Origin of the sequence: Lelliottia sp. 7254-16, assembly GCF_002922995.1 — a bacterium.
GTDB classification, from domain to species: domain Bacteria; phylum Pseudomonadota; class Gammaproteobacteria; order Enterobacterales; family Enterobacteriaceae; genus Enterobacter; species Enterobacter jeotgali.
In genome coordinates, this window is sequence record NZ_PQVS01000015.1 from 1 (window position 1) to 18,881 (window position 18,881).

General features: G+C 55.5%; 16 protein-coding genes and 1 pseudogene. 7 read left to right on the forward strand and 10 right to left on the reverse strand.

Annotated elements, in window-relative coordinates; translation table 11 throughout:
* Together C3708_RS17765 and C3708_RS17770 are read left to right on the forward strand one after the other, a co-directional pair.
* Positions 1 to 220, forward strand: a pseudogene (locus C3708_RS17765) (IS481 family transposase); the annotation flags it as partial.
* 276 nt (positions 221 to 496) lie between these two features.
* On the forward strand, positions 497 to 2,881 hold the full coding sequence (locus C3708_RS17770; protein ID WP_103949930.1) for a beta-N-acetylhexosaminidase: 2,385 nt from the start codon (positions 497 to 499) through the stop codon (positions 2,879 to 2,881).
* Between the two features lie 207 nt (positions 2,882 to 3,088).
* Here the strand turns inward: C3708_RS17770 and C3708_RS17775 are convergent, their stop codons facing one another.
* The 10 genes from C3708_RS17775 to arcA all read right to left on the reverse strand — a co-directional run bounded on the left by C3708_RS17775 (position 3,089) and on the right by arcA (position 11,306).
* On the reverse strand, positions 3,089 to 3,520 hold the full coding sequence (locus C3708_RS17775; protein ID WP_103949929.1) for a hypothetical protein: 432 nt from the start codon (positions 3,518 to 3,520) through the stop codon (positions 3,089 to 3,091).
* Between the two features lie 251 nt (positions 3,521 to 3,771).
* Entirely contained in the window at positions 3,772 to 4,158 is a 387-nt protein-coding gene (locus C3708_RS17780) for an enamine/imine deaminase (RefSeq protein WP_095280559.1), read from the reverse strand.
* A 197-nt stretch (positions 4,159 to 4,355) separates the two neighbouring features.
* Positions 4,356 to 4,817 carry an aspartate carbamoyltransferase regulatory subunit gene (gene pyrI, locus C3708_RS17785; RefSeq protein WP_095280560.1) on the reverse strand — a complete coding sequence of 154 codons (462 nt, stop codon included), beginning with the start codon at positions 4,815 to 4,817 and terminating at the stop codon, positions 4,356 to 4,358.
* Between the two features lie 12 nt (positions 4,818 to 4,829).
* Complete coding sequence (gene pyrB, locus C3708_RS17790; RefSeq protein WP_095280561.1) at positions 4,830 to 5,762, reverse strand: aspartate carbamoyltransferase; 933 nt, start codon at positions 5,760 to 5,762, stop codon at positions 4,830 to 4,832.
* Between the two features lie 34 nt (positions 5,763 to 5,796).
* Complete coding sequence (locus C3708_RS17795; RefSeq protein WP_095280562.1) at positions 5,797 to 5,901, reverse strand: pyrBI operon leader peptide; 105 nt, start codon at positions 5,899 to 5,901, stop codon at positions 5,797 to 5,799.
* Between the two features lie 100 nt (positions 5,902 to 6,001).
* A complete protein-coding gene (locus C3708_RS17805; RefSeq protein ID WP_095280563.1) occupies positions 6,002 to 6,481 on the reverse strand; it encodes an arginine repressor in 480 nt (159 codons plus the stop codon).
* Between the two features lie 106 nt (positions 6,482 to 6,587).
* Positions 6,588 to 7,991, reverse strand: coding sequence for a YfcC family protein (locus C3708_RS17810; RefSeq protein ID WP_095280564.1), 1,404 nt, complete (start codon positions 7,989 to 7,991; stop codon positions 6,588 to 6,590).
* 47 nt (positions 7,992 to 8,038) lie between these two features.
* Positions 8,039 to 9,043, reverse strand: coding sequence for an ornithine carbamoyltransferase (gene argF, locus C3708_RS17815; protein ID WP_095280565.1), 1,005 nt, complete (start codon positions 9,041 to 9,043; stop codon positions 8,039 to 8,041).
* Positions 9,044 to 9,163: 120 nt separating this feature from the next.
* Positions 9,164 to 10,075, reverse strand: coding sequence for a carbamate kinase (arcC, locus tag C3708_RS17820; protein WP_095280566.1), 912 nt, complete (start codon positions 10,073 to 10,075; stop codon positions 9,164 to 9,166).
* A 10-nt stretch (positions 10,076 to 10,085) separates the two neighbouring features.
* The gene (gene arcA / locus C3708_RS17825) at positions 10,086 to 11,306 is read right to left on the reverse strand and encodes an arginine deiminase (RefSeq protein WP_103949928.1); all 1,221 of its coding nucleotides are present in this window, start codon (positions 11,304 to 11,306) and stop codon (positions 10,086 to 10,088) included.
* Positions 11,307 to 11,981: 675 nt separating this feature from the next.
* Here arcA and C3708_RS17830 point away from each other — a divergent pair.
* The 5 genes from C3708_RS17830 (at position 11,982) to C3708_RS17850 (ending at position 18,880) form a co-directional block, all read left to right on the forward strand.
* Complete coding sequence (locus tag C3708_RS17830; RefSeq protein WP_103948334.1) at positions 11,982 to 12,434, forward strand: YhcH/YjgK/YiaL family protein; 453 nt, start codon at positions 11,982 to 11,984, stop codon at positions 12,432 to 12,434.
* 199 nt (positions 12,435 to 12,633) lie between these two features.
* On the forward strand, positions 12,634 to 13,542 hold the full coding sequence (locus C3708_RS17835) for a dihydrodipicolinate synthase family protein (protein ID WP_103949927.1): 909 nt from the start codon (positions 12,634 to 12,636) through the stop codon (positions 13,540 to 13,542).
* Positions 13,543 to 13,556: 14 nt separating this feature from the next.
* Positions 13,557 to 15,524 (forward strand): YjhG/YagF family D-xylonate dehydratase, encoded by a 1,968-nt coding sequence (locus tag C3708_RS17840; RefSeq protein WP_103949926.1) that lies wholly within the window; start codon positions 13,557 to 13,559, stop codon positions 15,522 to 15,524.
* 341 nt (positions 15,525 to 15,865) lie between these two features.
* Positions 15,866 to 17,248 carry a glycoside-pentoside-hexuronide (GPH):cation symporter gene (locus C3708_RS17845; protein WP_103949932.1) on the forward strand — a complete coding sequence of 461 codons (1,383 nt, stop codon included), beginning with the start codon at positions 15,866 to 15,868 and terminating at the stop codon, positions 17,246 to 17,248.
* Between the two features lie 12 nt (positions 17,249 to 17,260).
* Positions 17,261 to 18,880, forward strand: coding sequence for a glycoside hydrolase family 43 protein (locus C3708_RS17850; protein WP_103949925.1), 1,620 nt, complete (start codon positions 17,261 to 17,263; stop codon positions 18,878 to 18,880).
* The last annotated feature ends 1 nt before the right edge of the window (position 18,881 follow it).

The window sequence follows — 18,881 nt, forward strand, 5'->3', positions numbered from 1 at the left end:
CCCGGAATACGACGAGGGCGTGATGGTCAGGAAAGTGGATATCAGCGGAAAACTGAGCCTGAGAGGGGTAACGCTGAAGGCAGGAAAAGCGTTCAGGGGCGAATATGTGGGACTGAAGGAAGGGGCTGAAGATGGCTGTTATGAGGTGTGGTGGTACAGCACGAAAGTGGGGGTGATCGACCTGAAGAAAAAGTCGATCACCATGGGTAAAGGATGTTAAATAGTGTTCACCATGTCCCCGAACACCTGTCTACCATGTCCCCGGACCGTACACTCCCACAGGGAGAGGGGACTTGGACACCCTCTCCCTGTGGGAGAGGGCCGGGGTGAGGGCATCAGGCCGCACAACACTGAGCCGCCACCCAACAAAATAGCCTTTCTCCCAAATTCCCCAACATGTGATCCCCGTCGTGCGCTGTGCTTGACGACAATTTGTACGCATGTTAACAAAATGTTTTGTCTGTTTTTGGCCCGTCAAATTCTGATAAGGAACATTATGTTACGTCTTAGCCTCATCACCGCCGGGCTGTTGCTCGGTACTTCTGCACTGGCGGCTCCGGCAGGCGATCTGCCGTTAATGCCCTGGCCCGCTCACGTTGAACGTCCTGCGAAGCAGGGCGCACTGATCCTCAGCGATAACATCTCCGTCAGCGTTAGCGGTGACGATCTGGGTGATGCCGCAAACCGTTTGCGCCAGCGAATCGCGCTGCAAACTGGCTGGACGCTCCAGCCCCAGGCCGACAAACCCGAAAAGCCGACCATTACGATTTCTATCGCCAAAAAAGTGAAGCCGCAGCCATTGCCGGACAGCGATGAAAGCTACACACTCACCGTGGATGCCAACGGCGTGAGCATCACCGCCAACACGCGCTTTGGTGCGCTGCGCGGGATGGAAACCCTGCTCCAGCTGATTCAAAACGGTGCTGAAAACACCTCGATTCCGTGGGTGTCGATTGACGACTCACCGCGCTTCCCGTGGCGCGGGCTGCTGCTCGATTCGGCGCGTCACTTCGTCCCGCTGGAGGACATCAAACGCCAGATCGATGGCATGGCGGCGGCGAAGCTCAACGTCCTGCACTGGCATCTGACGGACGATCAGGGCTGGCGGTTTACCTCGAAGCGCTATCCTAAACTGACGCAGCTCGCCAGCGACGGGCTGTTCTACACCCCAGAACAAATGCGCGACGTGGTGCGCTACGCCACCGCGCGTGGCATTCGCGTGGTGCCTGAAATTGACATGCCGGGTCACGCGTCGGCGATTGCAGTGGCCTATCCGGAGCTGATGAGCGCGCCGGGGCCGTATGAGATGGAGCGCCACTGGGGCGTGCTAAAACCGGTTCTTGATCCGACCAAAGACGCGACTTACACCTTCGCCGAGGCGATGGTCAGCGAACTGGCGGCGATCTTCCCCGATCCGTACCTGCACATCGGCGGGGATGAAGTTGACGATACCCAGTGGAAAAGCAACACCGCCATCCAGCAGTTTATGCGCGACAACAAACTCGCCGACAGCCACGCGCTGCAGGCGTATTTCAACCGCAAACTGGAAACCATTCTTGAGAAACACCACCGGCAGATGGTCGGCTGGGACGAGATCTATCATCCGGACCTGCCGAAAAGCATTCTGATCCAGTCCTGGCAAGGGCAGGACGCCCTCGGTGAAGTGGCGAAGCACGGTTACAAAGGCATTCTCTCCACCGGATTTTACCTCGACCAGCCGCAGTCCACGGCCTATCACTACCGCAACGAGATCGTGCCTCAGGGTTTAAACGGCATGGACATCATTGCCGATTCCGACAGCGCCCAGAGCTGGACTTTCACCATGCCGCGCCTGAAAGGCAAACCGGTGGAGGGCAGTTTCACCCTGGTGAAAGGGGTTTCCGGCTGGCGTGGATTTATCGATTTCAGCGGCAAATCCCGTCGCGCGGTGGACAACATCGAATGGCGTGACGACAACCAGGTGAGCTTCACCGTCGACACCTGGATGGGTGAAACGCGCCCGGTGGTGAATGTGTCGGACGACAAACTCACCGGCTATTTCCTGGTGGGCAACGCCCGCTACCCGATTACTGGCGCGCGTCTCAATGAGGTGCCGGAAGGTATACAGCCGACGGTGCCGGATGCCGATCAGCAGGCTAATCTGCTCGGCGGCGAAGCGGCGCTGTGGGCGGAAAACGTGATTGCCCCGGTTCTGGATATCAAACTCTGGCCGCGTGCGTTTGCGGTGGCGGAGCGTCTGTGGTCGGCGCAGGATGTGAACGATATCGACAACATGTACACCCGTTTGCAGGCGATGGACAGCTGGACGACGGTGTCAGTCGGGCTTCAACAGCACAGCCAGCAGCAGGCGCAGTTCACCCGTCTGGCGAATAACGCCGATACGGTGCCGCTGCAGATCCTCGCTCAGGCCGTGGAGCCCGCGCAGTACTACACCCGTCAGCACCTGAAATTCCAGGCCGGGAATTATCATCAGTTTGAGCCGCTAAACCGCTACGCCGACGCACTGACCGCCGAGAGCGCCACGGTCCGTCAGATGGATAAATGGGTCGAACGGCTGGTAAGCGACGCAGAAGATACGGAAAGCGCGGAAGCCCTGCGCCACGTCTTCACCCGCTGGCAGAACAACACCAGCGACGCGCTGGCGCTGAGTGAAAGCAACTATCAGCTGAAAGCCATCAAACCGGTGATTCAGGAGGTGGACAAACTGGCGTCGATTGGCCTGCGTCTGACGGATTTGGTAGCGCGTCAGGGGACGCTGGATGATAAGGAGATCGCCTCGATTCAGAACGAGCTGGATAACGCAGCGAAGATTCAGGATGAGGTGGTGATTGCGGCGGTTTATCCACTGGAGAAGTTGCTTAGGGCGACGCGGAATCAATAGGGAGCTGTGAGTGATTTGCCGGGTGGCGCTACGCTTACCAGGCCTACAAAGAATGAGTAATATCAATGGTTTTGTAGGCCTGTGCAAACGAAGTGCCGCCAGGCGATTATCAAGGACAACATTTTCCCAGCGGTATGGGCTTGTCCTGTAGATGTACTTTGTGACAGGACTTGCACTGAGGGAGGTTCTTTACATCACTACCGATTTTTAAAAGGCTGTCGCATTTATGGACATATCCACATTCCCACCAAATCCTATGCGGTAAGTTTTTTTATCATTTTCTTTAAGAGTTATGCCGACTTCTTTTAGACCTGCGACACAAATGCTTGTCTGTTTTGCACTTAAAATATGTTCCCCGGGTCGAGCATAGAATATCACTTTCTCCCGTGTGTCTAATTCCGCTATCGCTTTACCGTCAAGATAAACAACAATGTTGCATCCGCTGCCAGTAAAGCCAGAGTCACGCTTCACGATCAGGGTTGCATCGCCTGGATTTTTAGTTTGTGCAAATTTTGAAATGATACGCTCAGCAGGTACATTTTTAGCATCATCAGTGCTGACCGCAGTTGTAGCACAGCCGTTTAACAGAAGGATGCTGACCAAAAGGTAGGCTTCCCAACTGAACATGTTAAAGCGCATACAATACCCCATTAATAATAGTTAAACGCAGAAGCTGTACTTCAAAAATATGTTTGAGAACAAGGTGCATATATTCCCGTCCATTACGTACGGCCAATCATACTCTTGTGGATAAAAAAACAGTGCTTTGAAGATGGGGTAAATTTGGGAAATGCGAAGGCGCTTCAGAGAAAAATGCAGGGGAATGAAAACGTTGCAGGGAAGGGGAAACACCAGAAACAGCCCCCTCCGGAGCGGAGAGGGCAAACAGATTAGCGACGAACCGCAATCGCCTCAATCTCAATCTTCACGTCTTTCGGCAGACGCGCTACTTCCACACAAGAACGCGCCGGGAAGGTCGCTTCGTGCTCGTTGAAGAACGCTTCATAAGTGGCGTTAACGGTCGCGAAATCATTCAGATCTTTCACGAAAACAGTCGTTTTCACGATATCGCCCACTTTCAGGCCCGCAGATTCAACGATTGCTTTCACGTTTTCCAGTGACTGACGCGCCTGCGCCGCCACATCGTTTGGCACTTCGCCAGTTTTCGGGTTCACCGGGATCTGGCCGGAAGTGATAATCATGCTGCCCAGGTCAACGCCCTGAACGTAAGGACCGATAGCCGCTGGTGCATTTTCCGTCGCAAGTACTTTGCTCATGTTTTCTCCAGGATAACAGCGTTAAAAAGTTCCCGGCCATTATACACATCATCCTTCACGCCGCCTCTTCGTTGGCTGCGTCCTCATACCCCGGTCACATAGTTTCCTATGCTTCCGGGGATATTCGGACTTGCCGCCTCGATGCGACGCGAATGATTTCGTGTAACCGGAGCCCGGGAGCCCATTACCAACCTCAATTAGTTGGCCAGCACCACATAATGAGAAAACTCTTTTTCGCAGTATTTGCATTTGAGTGCGATGTCATTCGCCCGTTTTTTCACTGCAAAACTGGACGAAACCGGCTCAGCATGACTGATGCAGTTGCTGTTCGGGCAGACCAGTACGTGCTCAATGCGTTCCGGTAAGTTCGGGCGCGATTTGCCCACCACTTCGTAATCGTCGATGCGATTCACCGTCGCGTCCGGCGCGTACAGGGACAGCTGGTTTACCTGCTCGTCGGTCAGGAAGGTGTTCTCGATTTTGATCAGGTCTTTGCGGCCCATCTCGCCGGACGGCAGGTTCAGGCCGATGGTGATGCGCTGGTCGGTTTCGGTCAGCTTGAACAGCGTCAGCAGCTTAAAACCCACCATCGCCGGGATATGGTCAATCACGGTGCCACGTTTGATGGCTTCAACCTGGAGTTTATTATCATGTGTCATTGTCATTTCCCCTTACAGAGCGAATTCGCGATTCAGAACCAGTGCCAGTAACGCCTGGCGAGCGAAGATGCCGTTCCCGGCCTGCTGGAAGTACCAGGCGTGCGGCGTCTTGTCCACGTCGGTGGCAATTTCATCGATGCGCGGCAGCGGGTGCAGCACTTTCATGTTCGTACGCGCACCTTCAAGGTCACTGGCGCGCAGGATGAACTGGGCTTTGACGTTGGCGTACTCGGACGGGTCCAGACGCTCTTTCTGCACGCGGGTCATGTACAGAATATCCACTTCACCCATCACCTCTTCGATGCTGGCGTGCTGGCTCCACTGGATGCCTTTTTCGTCGAGCATATCGAGAATGTACTGCGGCATCGCCAGTGCGGCCGGGGCGATAAAGTAGAAACGGTTGCCGTTAAATTTCGCCAGCGCCTGGGCCAGTGAGTGGACGGTGCGGCCATATTTCAGGTCCCCGACCATCGCGATGTGCAGGTTTTCCAGGCGGCCCTGAGTCTCCTGGATGGTGAACAGATCCAGCAGGGTTTGCGTCGGATGCTGGTTCGCACCATCACCGGCGTTCAGCACTGGAATGCCGCCGGAGAACTCGGTCGCCAGACGGGCGGCGCCTTCCTGCGGGTGGCGCATCACAATCGCGTCCACGTAGGTGCTGATGACGGAGATGGTGTCCGCCAGCGTCTCGCCTTTTTTGCCTAGCGATGTGTTGCTGCCGTCGGAGAAGCCGACCACGCTCGCGCCGAGGCGGTGCATCGAGGTCTCGAACGACAGACGGGTGCGGGTGGAGGCTTCAAAGAAGCAGCTCGCAATCACTTTGTGCTTGAGCAGCTCGGGCTGTGGGTTGGCCTTCAGTTTTGCCGCGGTATCGAGAACCAGTTCCAGCTCTTCGCGGCTGAGGTCATTGATGGAAATGATGTGTTTTTGATAAAGCGGATTCATGTTTATCTCCTGACGCCGGGCAAAAAAAAGCCCCTCAAATGAGGGGCTCTGGGAATAGGGTTATCAACGGGAAGAAAAACGGCAGGCCAGCGTCTGTTTTCAGACGCGGTATGACTGTATGTCGTACACGCTTGACCATGACTTCCTCCCGGCAAATTGTCGGGCATTATACTCAGCTCGATGTTCTGATCAAGCGATTAATGCACACTTTACTCAGTGCAAACGGTTCTATTTGAATATTAATGCGTTCTGAGTAAATAATTAATTTGCTTGTGAACCAGCGCCGTGCGCTTCACCACGCGGGGCGCGACCCAGACAATACTGCTTCCGGCCACCACACCTAAAATTTCCGGTAACTGGTGATAATCCAGAATTCGCGCCACGGCGCGGCCATATCCGGCGACGGTATGGATAAGGATAAATTCGCTGTTGTGCTCCACGCTGACCACCATTTCGGAGATCGAACGGGCCGCGTCGGGGGCGGGGCGTAACTGCGGATTCATCGAATAAATCTTTTGTCCTTTGGCATTTCGAATTTTTATGACACCCAGCAATTTCAGCAGCCGGGAGACGCTTGACTGGCTGATGCTGTCAAACCCGCGTTCCTGCAGGTCTCGGCGGATCTCTTCCTGGGAAAGGTAGCTGTTCTCGCTAATCAGGCTCTGGCATACCGCGAGCTGAAGTTGTTCTTTTGGGGAGTATTCTCCATATTCCATCATCTGGTTCCCATCTCTGTTGCCAACAAAAAATGCCCGGTGGCGCTGCGCTTACCGGGCCTACAAAAAGATTACCGTAGGCCGGATAAGCGCAGCGCCATCCGGCAAATCAGATAAGCGCACCCAGGCTTAACGTCGCCATAATCAGCACCGTCAAAATCCCCAGCAGCGGGGCGACCCACTTGAGATAACGCACGTACGGCACGCGCGCTATCGCCAGTCCCCCCATCACCACGGCGGACGTCGGGGTGACCAGATTGACAATCCCGGAAGCTGACTGGTACGCCGTCACGACCAGGTCGCGGTTGACGTTAGCGAAATCGGCGAGCGGTGCCATGATCGGCATCGTCAGAACGGCAAGCCCGGAGGAAGAAGGCACCAGAAATGACAGCACCACTTCGAGCCAGTACATCACGTTAATGAACGCCACCGTCGACAATCCTGTGACCATGTCTTCCGCACTGTGCAAAATCGTGTGCGTAATCATGCCCTTATCCATGATGACTACGATACCGCGCGCAATCCCAATAATCAGCGCGACGCCCAGCAAATCCCGCGCCCCGTTGATAAATGTTGAGGTCAGCTCTTCTTCGCTCATGCGGGCAATCAGCCCGACGATTATCGCGCTGGCGAGAAACACCGCAGAAATCTCCGCCATCCACCAGCCGAGCACTGCCACGCCGTAGATCATCACCGCGAAGGCGAGGGCGAAAATCACCAGAATCACTTTGCGCACAGGGGTAAATTCCAGCGACTGTTCGCCCTTATCACCGAGGAAATGCGCGCGGTTCTCTGCCTCTTTGTCGGCGACGATCGACAGAGACGGATCCTGGCGCACCTTGCGGGCGTAGCGCATGACCCACCACACGCAGATCACCCAGCCGATCGCCAGCAGCGCCACGCGGAGCATGATTCCGTTGGTGAACGGGATCCCGGCGGCGTTGGCGGCGATCACCGTGGCGAATGGGTTAATGGTCGATCCGAGCGTGCCGATCCCCGCGCCGAGCAGTACCGTGGAGGCGGCGACCACCGGATCGAAGCGGGCTGCGAGCATCACCGGGACGAGCAGCGTGTAGAACGGCAGCGACTCTTCGGCCATACCGTAGATGGTCCCGCCCGCGGCGAACAGCGCCATCAGGATCGGGATCATCCACTCTTCGCGGCCCCGCAGGCGGGTGGTGACGCGTTCGATCCCGGCGTCAATCGCCCCGGTTTTGGTGACGATCCCCAGAAAGCCACCGATGATCAGAATAAACAGCGCCACGTCGATCGCGCCCGCCTGGCCCGATTCCGGATCGTACAGCCCGGCAATAGGGGCCATCAGCACCGAGACGATCCCTTGCGGATGCGCGGCGACGTGTGCGTAAGTTCCGGCAATGGGCACTTCTTTGCCGAGCGTGGCGTTCATCGCCATCTGGTATTGCCCGGCTGGAACAATCCAGCTCAGGGCGGCGACCACGGCGATCAGGAAAAAGAGAATGGTGTAAGCGGAAGGAAATTTGAACTTGCCCATGATGTTCTCCATGCCCCGGCGCAGCCTGTGGCCGCGCCGGGCGGTGATTAGTCGCCGAGTGTCGCCACCATGACCGCTTTAATGGTGTGCATGCGGTTTTCTGCTTCGTCGAAGACGATAGAGTTCGGGGATTCGAAGACCTCTTCCGTCACTTCCAGCCCTTTCAGGCCGTATGCCATTTCGATTTCGCGGCCCACTTTGGTGTGTTCGTTGTGGAACGCCGGCAGGCAGTGCATGAATTTCACGTTCGGATTGCCGGTGGCTTTCATGACGTCGCAGTTGATTTGGTACGGTTTCATCAGGCTGACGCGCTCGGCCCAGGCTTCTTTCGGTTCGCCCATCGACACCCATACGTCGGTGTAGAGGAAATCAGTGCCGTGGACGCCTTCATTCACGTCGTCAGTTAGAGTGATGCGCGCCCCGGTCTCTTTGGCGATGGCGCGGCACTGCTCGACCAGCCCGGCTTCCGGCCAGAAGGATTTCGGGGCCACCAGGCGGATATCCATACCCATTTTCGCCGCGCCGACCATCAGCGAGTTGCCCATGTTGTTTCGCGCATCGCCCAGATAGGCGAAGCTCAGCTCCGGCAGGGTTTTGCCCGGCGCGTGTTCGAGCATGGTCATCAGGTCGGCGAGGATTTGCGTTGGATGGAATTCGTTGGTCAGGCCGTTCCAGACCGGCACGCCCGCATACTCACCCAGCTCTTCGACGATCTCCTGGCCGTAACCGCGATACTCTATGCCGTCGTACATGCGGCCCAGCACGCGGGCGGTGTCTTTCATTGACTCTTTATGGCCAATCTGCGATCCGCTTGGGCCGAGGTACGTCACCTGCGCGCCCTGGTCGAACGCGCCTACTTCAAAAGCGCAGCGCGTGCGGGTGGAGGTTTTTTCGAAGATCAGGGCGATGTTTTTGCCGACTAAAGTTTGTTTTTCGCGCCCGGCTTTTTTGGCTGCTTTCAGGTCGATGGCGAGATCGATCAGGTACTGGATTTCTGCCGGGGTGTAGTCCAGCAGTTTGAGGAAGTTGCGGTTTTTCAGGTTGATGGTCATATGGTGATCCTTTTTAAATTTGAGCTGTCTGGTGCCCTCACCCCGGCCCTCTCCCACAGGGAGAGGGGTATGAGTTCCCTCTCCCCTTGGGAGAGGGTTAGGGTGAGGGGAAAATGCGAATCAATTGCGAATCAACGTCCCTTTATCCCCGGCCAGAATCGCGGCACCGTCGGCCAGTGCGCCAATCCCGGCGATGCCGTTGCACGCCTCGACAAATTCACGGCAGGCGCTCACTTTCGGGCCCATCGAACCGGCGTCAAAGTGCATGGTTTTGAGCACATCCGGCGAAACTTGCGCCAGCGGGCGTTGGGTCGGCGTGCCCCAGTCGAGATACACCGCGTCGGCGTCAGTGAGGATCAGCAGCGCATCGGCTTCAATCTGGCGGGCCAGCAGGGCGGCGGAGAGATCTTTGTCGATCACCGCTTCAATGCCGTGGTAGCCACTGGCGTTTTCCACCACCGGGACACCGCCGCCGCCGTTGCAAATCACCAGATGATCGCGGGCGATAAGGGCGGTGATGGCGTCGCTCTCGACGATGCGTTTCGGCTGTGGCGAAGGCACCACGCGGCGGAAGTAGCTGCCGTCGGCTTTAAACACCCAGCCTTTTTCTGTCTGCAGGGTTTTGGCTTGTTCCTCGCTATAAACCGGGCCGATGTATTTGGTCGGGTTGCGAAACGCGGGGTCAGCGGCGTCCACTTCGACCTGGGTCAAAAGGACGCTCACCTCGCGCTGCGGCAAGTTGTTTTTCAGCGCTTGCTGGAGCATGTAGCCGATCATCCCCTGGCTTTCCGCGCCGAGGATGTCCAGCGGGTAGGGCGTGACTTTGTCGTAGGCACTGTTTTGCAACGCCAGTAGCCCGACCTGCGGGCCGTTGCCGTGGACCAGCACCACGCGCCACTGGGCGGTGAGTCCGGCGATCGTGCGGGCGGCCAGCTCAATGTTCTGCCGCTGAATATCCGCTTCCAGCGGCTCGCCACGTTTGAGCAGCGCATTGCCGCCCAGCGCCACGACCAGAGTGGGTTTTCTTTCCATGATGGCTCCTTTAAATTCCGTCTCGTTCCAGCGGGCAGCTCATGCAGCGTGCGCCGCCGCGACCGCGTCCGAGTTCATCGCCCGGAATCGGCAGCACGGTGATCCCGGCTTTGTCGTATTTCTCGTTGGTCCAGATATTGCGCTCGTAGCCGATGACCACGCCGGGGCGGATAGTCAGCACGTTGTTGGCGTCATTCCACTGTTCGCGCTCGGCTTCGAAGGCGTCACCGCCGGTGGTGATCAGCCGTACCTGATTAATGCCCAACGCTTTTTCAATCGCATGGAGCAGATCGGTTTCCTGGGTGCGCAGCAGACCGCCGCGTCCGTCCGGGGTGAGCGTCCAGCACTGGGCGTCTTTACGCACCACTTCTGGGTAGACGGAGAAGGTGTCGACGTCGATGTGGGTCATGACGGTATCGAGGTGCATACAGGAGCGGTGTTTCGGCAGTTCAACGGCGATCACGAGTTCAGCCTGGCGATGCTGGAACAGGCTTTGCGCGAGGAATTCAACGCCCTGCGGCGTGGTGCGTTCGGACATGCCAATTAATACCGCGCCGCGACCAATGACTAATACATCACCGCCTTCTAAGGTGGCGTGGTCGTAATTAATATTCTCGTCGCCAAAGTATTTAATAAAATCGCCGTCGGCAAAGGCGGGATGCCAGCGATATATTGCCCGCAGGTTATTGGTTTCGCGCTGACGCGCTGGTTTCGCCATCGGGTTAATGGATACGCCGTTATAGATCCAGCATGACGTGTCGCGGGTAAATAAATGGTTTGGCAGCGGCTTCATAATAAAATCATTCGCCGTATGGGTATCGACCACCATATTTTTAATAAATGCGGGAATTTCCCCGTAGGTCAAACCGCCGCTCAGACGGCGTGCCAGTTCGCGGTGCGGCATATCCGCCAGCCAGCCGCGTACGTCGTTGGCAAAGGTTGGGCCGAGGCGATAATCAGAGATTTGTGTTTCCAGAAGCCAGGCTTTAGCATCTGCAATATCAAGCGTTTGGGTAATCAAATCGGTTAACAGCAGGACTTCCACACCCTGCTCACGCAGCGTGTTTGCGAAGATGTCATGCTCTTCACCTGCCCGCTCAACCGATAACACGTCATCGAATAACAGCTCCTGGCAGTTAGACGGCGTTAAACGTTTCAGACTTAAATTCGGGCGATGCAGCATAACGCTACGCAATTGACCAATTTCAGAACCGACGTAATGCTTTTCCATAATTATTCCTTTAACTGTTTTTTCAGAATAAAGAGGGCTGTGCTATGAATAGTTATTAATTCATAGCCCTTTAAGCTCAATTGATTTCACGGCCAATAGTAGGCGGTTGGAAATTGTATTTTGTGATATTGCTCACGCGGAATTGGATATTATCAGGTTTGTTTTCTATTGCATGACTCGCATCAGATAAACCTTATTTAGTCATTATTGAGTAATGAATGGCTAAGCATTTATTACTGAGGTTATTTGGGGTTGTTATTGTTTTGTAGATTTTCACAATTAGACATAAATAACTAACTATATGATTTATAGATATAAATATTTTTATCTGGAATGAATATGCATAAATCTGCGTTAACTATTTTCTCCATAAGGTAAATTAATAAATAACTATCCAGAAAATTTGAAATTAAACGGATTGATAAAGTGTGACCCGGCAAGGCGTTTTTTACTTACGTCAGGGTATTCAGAAGGTTATCTTCTTTGGAAATCACGAACTGACCGATGTTATGCATAATCACTGCATAGTTGCCTGGCATGACTTAACAGGCGATTAACACATTTTCCGATAAACATGCGCTGGAGCAAAGAGGGTGCAGAAAGGTCTGGTATGGCAGTGAAAATTCTCGTATAAAAGTTGAAATTGAAACATTGTTTTATATTGAGGGTTTACTCATGATCGTTGGCAACATTCATCACTTACAGTCCTGGCTGCCGGAAGAGTTGCGCCTGGCTATCGAACACGTCAAAGCGCACGTTACCGACGCAACTCCGCTCGGCAAGCATGATATCGACGGTAACAACCTGTTTTTTCTGGTCTCAGAAGACATGACCCAGCCATTCGCTGAGCGCCGCGCGGAGTATCACGCCCGCTATCTGGACATCCAGATCGTGATGAAAGGCCAGGAAGGGATGACATTCAGCACCCTGCCGCACGGCACGCCTGACACCGACTGGCTCGCGGATAAAGACATCGCGTTCCTGCCAGAAGGCGAGCAGGAAAAAACCGTGGTGTTAAGTGAAGGGGATTTTGTGGTGTTCTATCCTGGCGAAGTGCATAAACCGTTGTGTGCGGTGGGCAGCCCGGCGCAGGTGCGTAAAGTGGTTGTGAAGATGCTGGTGGGCTAATGTCTCTCGCCCGGTAACGCCTCGCGTACCGGGCTACAACTTTTCTGCTTCGTTTCATCATTTCGTGATCCAGTCTAAAAAATCGCCCCTTACTGATTTTTCCCGGTTTACCTTCCCGCGCGTCGCGGCATAGTATGAGAGTTAAATTAATGAACGCTGTTCTATAATGTAGAACAAAGTGTATCAGTAAGGAGATCTCATGCAGCAGACCGTGCAGTTCTCGGGGATTATTCCGCCTGTCTCAACCATTTTCACCGCCGATGGACAACTTGATAAACAGGGCACCGCCGCGCTTATCGACGACATGATTAACGCGGGCGTCGACGGACTTTTCTTTTTAGGCAGCGGAGGCGAGTTCTCCCAGCTCAGCGCCGAAGAGCGCAAAGCGATCGCCGAATTTGCTATTGATCATGTGGATCGTCGGGTGCCGGTTTTGATTGGCACCGGCGGTACTAACGCCAGGGAAACCATTGATCTCAGCCAGCACGCACAGCACGCCGGTGCCGATGGCATCGTCGTCATTAACCCTTATTACTGGAAAGTGTCTGAGCAAAACCTGATCCGCTATTTCCAGCAGGTGGCGGACAGCGTCACGCTCCCGGTGATCCTCTATAACTTCCCGGCGCTGACCGGCCAGGATTTGACGCCCGCACTGGTCAAAACGCTGGCCGATTCACGCGGCAATATCGTGGGTATCAAAGACACGATCGACTCCGTTGCCCATCTGCGCAGCATGATCCTGACCGTGAAAGCGGCGCATCCGCACTTTACCGTGCTGTGTGGGTATGACGATCATCTGTTTAACACGTTGCTGTTAGGCGGGGACGGGGCGATCTCCGCCAGCGGCAACTTTGCGCCACAAGTTTCGGTGAAGCTGTTGCTGGCTTTCCGCGATGGCGATCTGGCGCAGGCCGCCAACTATCACCAGACGATGTTGCAAATCCCGCAGATGTATCAGCTCGATACGCCGTTTGTGAACGTGATTAAAGAGGCGATTGTGTTGTGTGGACGGCCAGTTTCGACCCATGTGCTGCCGCCAGCAAGCCCACTGGATGATGCGCGAAAGGCGCAGCTAAAATCACTGCTACAACAGCTTAAGCTCTGCTGAACCGGACGGATAAGATGGCGATAGAGACGATTTTTACCCCGCAAGATGACGCGTTTTATTCGGTCATTACCCACGCCGCCGGGCCGCAGGGCGCGCTGCCGCTGACACCGCAAATGCTGATGGAGTCGCCGAGCGGCAACCTGTTCGGCATGACGCAGAACGCCGGTATGGGCTGGGACGCCAATAAACTCACCGGTAAAGAGGTGCTGATTATTGGTACGCAGGGGGGAATCCGCGCGGGCGATGGTCGCCCGATTGCGCTGGGATATCACACCGGACACTGGGAAATCGGTCTGCAAATGCAGGCGGCGGCAAAAGAGATCACCCGCAACGGCGGCATTCCGTTCGCGGCGTTTGTCAGCGATCCTTGTGACGGCCGCTCACAGGGCACGCACGGGATGTTCGATTCTTTGCCGTATCGCAACGATGCCGCCATTGTCTTCCGTCGGCTTATCCGTTCGCTGCCCACGCGGCGCGCGGTAATTGGCGTCGCCACCTGTGACAAAGGGTTGCCTGCGACCATGATTGCGCTGGCTGCCATGCACCATCTGCCGACCATTCTGGTGCCTGGCGGCGCGACATTGCCGCCAACCTTTGGCGAAGATGCTGGCAAGGTACAAACCATTGGCGCGCGTTACGCCAACCATGAACTTTCACTGCAGGAAGCCGCTGAACTGGGGTGTCGCGCCTGCGCTTCGCCGGGCGGCGGCTGTCAATTTTTAGGCACCGCCGGAACCTCTCAGGTGGTGGCCGAAGCACTCGGAATGGCGCTGCCGCACTCGGCGCTGGCACCTTCCGGACAAGATGTATGGCTGGAGATTTCCCGCCAGTCGGCGCGTGCGGTCGCACAGCTGGACGATCGCGGTATTACCACGCGCGATATTCTGACTGACAAAGCCATTGAAAACGCGATGGTTATCCACGCAGCGTTTGGTGGCTCAACGAATTTGTTGCTGCACATTCCCGCTATCGCCCATGCGGCAGGTTGTACTATTCCGGATGTCGATCACTGGACGCGTATCAACCGCAAAGTCCCGCGACTGGTGAGCGTATTGCCGACCGGGCCGGATTATCATCCGACGGTGCGCGCGTTCCTCGCGGGAGGCGTGCCGGAAGTGATGCTCCATTTACGCGATCTTGGCCTGTTGCATCTGGATGCCATGACGGTGACGGGCCAGACGGTGGGGGAAAACCTCGACTGGTGGCAGGCGTCCGAGCGGCGAGAACGGTTCCGCCAGTGTTTGCGCGAGCAGGATGGCGTCGATCCTGATGACGTGATCCTCCCGCCAGAACGTGCCAAAGCCCGTGGACTGACCTCAACGGTGGCGTTCCCGGTGGGAAATATTGCGCCGGAAGGATCGGTTATCAAAGCGACGGCTATCGATCCGTCGGTGGTGGGCGAGGACGGTGTGTATCGGCACACGGGCCGGGCGCGCGTGTTTGTCTCCGAAGCGCGGGCGATCAAAGCCATCAAAAACGGCGAAATTGAACGCGGCGATATTATGGTGGTCATCGGCGGTGGCCCGTCTGGCACTGGAATGGAAGAGACCTATCAGCTGACTTCGGCGTTAAAGCATGTCTCCTGGGGAAAGACGGTGTCACTCATCACCGACGCGCGTTTTTCCGGCGTGTCGACCGGAGCCTGTTTTGGTCACGTGGCGCCGGAAGCACTGGCCGGTGGGCCGATTGGCAAACTGCGCGATAACGACATTATCGAGATCGAGGTGGACCGGCTTTCCTTAACGGGCAGGGTGAATTTCATCGGCACCGCGCATCAGCCGCTCACGCCGGAAGAAGGCGCTGTGGAACTGGCACGCCGTTCACCACACCCGGAACTGCATGCGCATGATTTCCTGCCGGACGATACACGGCTGTGGGCCGCTTTACAGTCTGTTAGCGGCGGTACCTGGAAAGGCTGTATTTATGATACCGATAAAATTATTGAGGTTATTAACGCCGGTAAAAAAGCGCTCGGTATTTAAATAAATAATAAACAACACTGTCTGCGATATTATTTCGTGGGCAGTGTTGTTGTGCTTGTTATATTAATAGTGATAATTTCGTAACTCATTAAAAATAAAAGCCAAAACTATTTTTCAAAATCCCAATATATAACGATGTTTATCACAAAAGCGAAATATCATAATTCATAAATAAGATATGACCATTGCCGGTTATTCGATCGTTTCCTTACACTCTATTAACACGAAATAGTCAAATCAGCACACGAAAAAAGGGTGTATTCCTGACGATGCACCAGGTATTGCTTTTGCCTGGTACAGGACCCTGACGTTTGCACTTTTTCACTTCTGCGTTGGGGGTAATAATGCAATTAACCATGAAAGATAAAATTGGCTACGGGCTGGGTGATACCGCCTGCGGCTTCGTCTGGCAGGCCACCATGTTCCTGCTGGCCTATTTTTATACCGATGTGTTTGGCTTATCGGCGGGCATTATGGGGACGCTGTTTTTAGTGTCTCGTATTCTTGATGCCGTGACCGATCCGCTGATGGGGCTGCTGGTCGACCGCACCCGTACCCGCCACGGTCAGTTCCGCCCGTTCCTGCTGTGGGGCGCGATCCCGTTTGGTATCGTCTGCATGCTGACGTTCTACACGCCAGATTTTTCCGCCAACGGTAAAATCATCTACGCCTGCGTGACTTACATTTTACTGACGCTGGTCTACACCTTCGTCAATGTGCCTTATTGCGCTATGCCTGGCGTCATCACCGCCGATCCGAAAGAGCGTCATGCGCTCCAGTCGTGGCGCTTTTTCCTGGCTGCCGCGGGATCGCTGGCAATCAGTGGGATTGCCCTGCCGCTGGTGGGGATCATCGGCAAAGGGAATGAGCAGCTGGGCTATTTTGGCGCGATGTGCGTGCTGGGGCTGAGCGGCGTGGTGCTGCTGTATGTTTGCTTCTTTACCACCAAAGAACGCTACACCTTTGAGGTGCAGCCGGGTTCATCAGTATCGAAAGATCTGAAGCTGCTGTGGGGTAACAGCCAGTGGCGGATCATGTGTGCGTTCAAAATGATGGCGACCTGTTCCAACGTGGTGCGCGGCGGGGCAACGCTCTATTTTGTGAAATACGTTATGGACCATCCGGAGATGGCGACGCAGTTCTTACTCTACGGCAGCATCGCCACTATGTTTGGTTCGCTCTGTTCGTCCAGACTGTTGGGCCGCTTTGACCGCGTGAAGTCGTTCAAGTGGATTATCGTAGCGTACTCCCTGATCAGCCTGCTGATTTTCATCACCCCGGTGGCGTATATCGGCCTGATCTTCGCCCTGAATATCCTGTTCCTGTTTGTCTTTAACACCACCACGCCGCTGCAATGGCTGATGGCGTCTGACGTTGTCGATTACGAAGAAAGCCGCAGCGGCCGTCGTCTGGACGGACTGGTGTTCTCTACCTATCTGTTCAGCCTGAAAATCGGCCTGGCCATTGGTGGCGCGGTGGTCGGCTGGATCCTTGCGTACGTCAATTACTCCGCCAGCAGCAGCGTGCAGCCGATCGAAGTGCTGACCACCATCAAAATCCTGTTCTGCGTGGTGCCGGTGGTGCTCTACATCGGCATGTTCACCATGCTCTCGCTTTACAAACTCAGCGATGACCGCGTTCAGGCCATCAGCCAGCAACTGCTGAAACACCGTGCGGTGCAGGGCGAGGATCTTCCCGCGGCGGCGACGGCGGCATCCCATTAAGAAGGAGGCTTTATGTACACCATCACTAACCCGATTCTGAGCGGATTCAACCCGGACCCGTCCCTGTGTCGTCAGGGCGAGGATTACTACATCGCCACGTCTACCTTTGAGTGGTTCCCCGGCGTGAGGATTTATCACTCCCGCGATTTGAAAAACTGGTCGCTGGTCAGCACGCCGTTGGATCGCGTGTCGATGCTGGATATGAAAGGTAACCCTGATTCCGGCGGCATCTGGGCGCCGTGTCTGAGCTACGCCGACGGGCAGTTCTGGCTGCTGTATACGGACGTGAAAATCGTCGATTCGCCGTGGAAAAATGGTAAGAATTTCCTGGTGACTGCGCCCTCCATCGAAGGGCCGTGGAGCGAGCCGATCCCGATGGGCAACGGTGGGTTTGATCCATCGATGTTCCACGATGACGATGGGCGCAAATACTACATTTATCGTCCGTGGGGTCCGCGCCATCACAGCAATCCGCACAATACCATCGTGATGCAGGAGTATTTCCCGCAGACGCAGCAATTATCGCCAGAGCGCAAAACCCTCTTTACCGGTACACCGCTGTGTTACACGGAAGGCGCGCACATTTATCGCAAAGACGGCTGGTATTACCTGATGGTGGCGGAGGGGGGCACCAGCTATGAGCATGCGGTGGTGGTACTTCGGGCGAAAACGCTCGACGGCCCGTACGAGCTGCACCCTGACGTGACGATGATGACCAGCTGGCATCTGCCGGAAAACCCGCTGCAAAAGAGCGGGCACGGCTCACTGCTGGAGACGCACACCGGCGAATGGTATATGGCGTATCTCACCAGCCGACCGCAGCGTTTGCCGGGCGTGCCGCTGCTGGCGTCTGGCGGGCGCGGCTATTGCTCGCTGGGACGTGAAACGGGGATTGCGCGTATTACCTGGCGCGACGGCTGGCCGTATGTGGAAGGCGGCAAACACGCGCAGGTCAGCGTACCAGGACCACAGATGACAGAGAGCCAGACCGTGCAGTCGGCACACTGGCGCGATGATTTTGATACCTCAACGCTTAACCCGGAACTGCAAACCCTGCGCATTCCGTTTGATGATTCTCTCGGATCGCTAACCGCACGTACGGGCTTTTTACGTCTGTACGGCAATGATTCCTTAAACTCGACCTTTACCCAGTCCACCGTGGCACGGCGCTGGCAGCACTTTGCGTTTTGCGCCGAGACGCGTATGGAGTTTGCCCCGCGACATTTCCAGCAGAGCGCGGGCCTGACCTGCTACTACAACAGCAAAAATTGGAGCTACGTTTTTGTTGATTACGAGGAAGGGAAGGGCAGAACGATCAAAGTGTTGCAGCTTGATCACAACGTTCCGTCATGGCCGTTGCACGAGCAGCCGATCCCGGTACCGGACGATGCGCAGAGCGTGTGGCTGCGTGTTGACGTCGAGCATTTAGTGTATCGCTACAGCTATTCGTTTGACGGCGAGCAGTGGCACACCGTGCCTGTCACCTATGAGGCGTGGAAACTGTCGGATGATTATATCGGCGGTCGCGGGTTCTTTACGGGGGCATTTGTCGGGCTGCACTGCGAAGACATCAGTGGCGACGCCTGCTACGCCGATTTTGACTACTTCAGCTATACGCCCGCCACGGCGTAAC